Source organism: Kiloniella laminariae (assembly GCF_027214005.1).
Lineage (GTDB): Bacteria > Pseudomonadota > Alphaproteobacteria > Kiloniellales > Kiloniellaceae > Kiloniella > Kiloniella laminariae_A.
Genome location: NZ_JAPWGY010000024.1, coordinates 1 through 3452, shown reverse-complemented (window position 1 = coordinate 3452; position 3452 = coordinate 1). Strand labels below are relative to the sequence as shown.

The 3452-nt window shown below is 57.4% G+C and carries 3 protein-coding genes; all 3 read right to left on the bottom strand.

All coding sequences use genetic code 11. The annotated features are described in order from the left end of the window. The coding region (locus O4H49_RS20425) for an ABC transporter ATP-binding protein (protein WP_269425278.1) at window positions 1-1648 on the bottom strand (1648 nt) is incomplete at its 3' end. A gap of 9 nt (window positions 1649-1657) precedes the next feature. Next, entirely contained in the window at window positions 1658-2470 is an 813-nt protein-coding gene (locus O4H49_RS20420; RefSeq protein ID WP_269425277.1) for an ABC transporter permease, read from the bottom strand. An 18-nt stretch (window positions 2471-2488) separates the two neighbouring features. After that, window positions 2489-3452, bottom strand: a 964-nt coding sequence (locus O4H49_RS20415) for an ABC transporter permease (RefSeq protein ID WP_269425276.1), incomplete at its 5' end; no start/stop codon positions are given.

The window sequence follows — 3452 nt, the reverse complement described above, 5'->3', positions numbered from 1 at the left end:
AGTGTTCGATACCGAGGTCCTTGCCGGATACGGCGTCTCCCCGGGCCCGGGCAGCCAGCAGCTCATCGAGCCAGTCGGTGCGCATCTCCGGTTTCGACGACAGCAACAGATCGGTATAGGGGTGGTGCGGCGGCTTGAACATATCCACCTTCGCTCCGGAATCCTTCACCTCCCCCAGCTGCATCACAACAACCTCGTCCGCGATGTTCTCCACCGTCGCAAGATCGTGCGTGATAAAGAGATAGGCAACACCTAGCTCCCGCTGCAAACGGTCCAGCAAGGCAAGGATCTCTTCCGCCACCAGCGGATCCAGCGCAGAGGTCACCTCGTCACAGATCACAAGCTCCGGTTCCGCCGCCAAAGCCCGCGCAATACAGACACGCTGCTTCTGACCACCGGAAAGCTCCTGCGGGTAACGCGTGATGTAATCTTCCGGCAGATCAATCAGCTGCAGCAACTCCTTCACCCGCGTGTTCCGCTCGGAAAGACCCATGTTGAAATAAAAGCTCAGCGGACGGCCGATGATCTCGCCAATCGTCTGACGCGGGTTCATCGCAACATCCGGCAGCTGATAGATCATCTGCAGCTTGCGCAGCTGATCCTTGCTCCGGTCCTTCAGCTTCGCCGGCAGCGCCTCCCCCTTGTAGAGGATCTCCCCCTCTAGCGGCGGCAACAACCCCGTGATCGCCCGGGCCGTCGTCGACTTGCCCGAACCGGACTCCCCGACAACAGCAACCGTCTTGCCGTGACCAACCGAGATGTTCACGTTCTTCAGAACCTTGATCATCCCGCCGTAACTCGCCGTCACATTGCGGACCTCAAGGATCGGATGGGGATCAATCTCCGCCCGCTGGTTCGCCTTGGCATGCGGCTTACGCGCCGCAACAAGTTCCTGCGTATAAGGTTGAACCGGCGCTTCAAGGATCTGCTCCGCTGTTCCCGTCTCGACCTCGTTGCCATAGCGCAGCACCATGATCCGGTCCGACATCTGCGCCACAACCGCAAGATCGTGCGTGATGTAAAGCGCCGCCATCCCCTCCTCGCGGATCACATCCTTGATCGAGGCCAGAACCTCGATCTGCGTCGTCACATCAAGGGCTGTCGTCGGTTCGTCAAACACAATCAGATCAGGATGGGTCGACATTGCCATCGCCACCATCGCCCGCTGCAGCTGGCCACCGGAAACCTGGTGTGGAAAGCGGTTGCCAAAACTCCCCGGATCAGGAAGGTTCAGGCGGTCAAACAGATAGCGCGCATACTCAAGGCTTTCCTTGCGCGTCCCGATACCATGCTGGGCAGGCCCCTCGGCAAACTGCTCCTTGAGACGGTGCGCCGGGTTAAACGACGCCGCCGCAGACTGGGCAACATAGGCAATGCGCGACCCGCGGATCTTGCGCTTGATCTCCTCCGGTGCTCCGACAAGCTCCTGACCATCAAAAATCACAGAGCCAGAGGGTATCCGGCAGCCCGCACGACAATAGCCCATGCTCGCAAGGCCAATCGTCGACTTGCCTGCACCGGACTCCCCGATCAGGCCCAGGACTTCCCCCCGCGCAAGATCGAGATCAACACCGTGTACAATCGGCGTCCAGCTGTCATCAATAAGGCCTTCGATCTTGAGACCGCGTACTTTGAGCAGTTCTGTCATCGTCCCCTCCTAATGACCACGTTTCGCCGTCGCACGGTGCAACAGCCAATCAACAACAAGGTTCACCGCAACCGTCAGGATCGCAATCGCCCCCGCAGGTACCAGTGGCGCCACAAGCCCGAAGGAAATCGCGCCCCCGTTCTCGCGCACCATCCCGCCCCAGTCCGCATAGGGCGGCTGAATTCCAAGACCCAGAAAGCTCAACGCCGCAATAAACAGAAATACAAAACAAAAGCGCAGACCAAACTCGGCAATCAACGGCGGAATGGCATTGGGCAGCACTTCACGTCGCATGACCCAGAACAGGCCCTCACCGCGCAGGCGGGCAACCTCGACATAGTCCATCACCGCGATATCCGCCGCAAGCGCCCGCGACAGACGGAACACACGCGTTGCATCCAGAACCGCGATAACCCCGATCAGGATCGGCACAGAGGTCCCCAGAACAGACAGAACCATCAAAGCAAAGATCAGCGTCGGGAAAGCCATCAGGATATCAACACAGCGGCTGATCAGCTGGTCAACCCAGCCGCCAACAACCGCCGCCAGAAAGCCCAGAAAGATCCCCATGGTAAAGGACAGGATCGTCACCACAAAAGCGATGGTGATCGTCGTCCGGGCCCCATAGAGAAGACGGGTCAGCATATCCCGGCCCAGATGATCGGTCCCCAGCCAGGTCTCGGCGGAAAACTCCGCCCAGACATCCGCGACAATCTCTGTCTCGCTATAGGGCGTCAAACCCGGACCGATAATCGCCGCAATAATGTTGATCAGAATAATCGCAATGCCAATCCGCGCAGAAAGCGGGCATTTTTTCCACATAATATATCCCTTTCTGGCTTACTTCGGATACCGAAGACGCGGGTTGGTGATGATCGACAGTACATCCGCCGTCAGGTTCAGCAGGACGTAAGTCCCCGCAAAGATCAGACCACAGGCCTGAACCATCGGCAGATCGCGCTTGGAGACTGAATCAACAAACAGCTGTCCCATGCCCGGATAGACAAACACAACCTCGACAATGATCACCCCGACAACCAGATAGGCAAGGTTCAGCACCACCACGTTGATGATCGGTGCCAGGGCATTGGGAAAGGCGTGGTGGACAATAACCCGGAAACGCGACAGACCCTTGAGCTCGGCCATCTCGATAAAGGGACGGTTGAGGATCGAGATAATCGCCGCACGCGACAGACGCATCATATGCGCCATCACCACAAGTGTCAGGGTCATCACCGGAAGAGCAATCGCATAGAGTTTCTCGAAAAAGCTCATGTCATCCGTCACACTCGAGATGCTCGGGAAAACACTGAACTGGACCGAGAGAAAGACAATCAGAACATAGCCGATAAAAAACTCGGGGAAGGAAATCGTGCTCAGCGTCGCCATCGACACCACACGGTCAAAGATACTGCCCTGATAAAGTGCCGCCATCAGACCAAGTGTCACCGACAAAGGCACAGAAACCGCCGCCGCTACAGAGGCCAGAAACAGCGTGTTGGCAAAACGTCCCGAAATCAGACTGCTGATCTCCCGGCCATTGGCCAGAGAAACACCCAGATCCCCTTGCAAAAACGAACTCAGCCAGATCACATAACGCTCATGAGACGGCAAGTTCAGATTAAGCTTCTCGCGGATCGCCGCCAAAGCATCCGGCGTCGCAGACTGGCCCAGTATCGCCTCAGCCAAATCACCAGGAAGGGCCTCCGTGCCCATAAATATGAGCACGGAGATCACCAGCAACGTCAGAACACCAAACGATAACCGCTTGGCAATCAGACCTATCAAATCACCCATCAATCCA

Bases quoted from the DNA above. Each gene is read 5' to 3' on its own strand.
- O4H49_RS20420 (WP_269425277.1), bottom strand. From the start codon at position 2,470: ATGTGGAAAAAATGCCCGCTTTCTGCGCGGATTGGCATTGCGATTATT.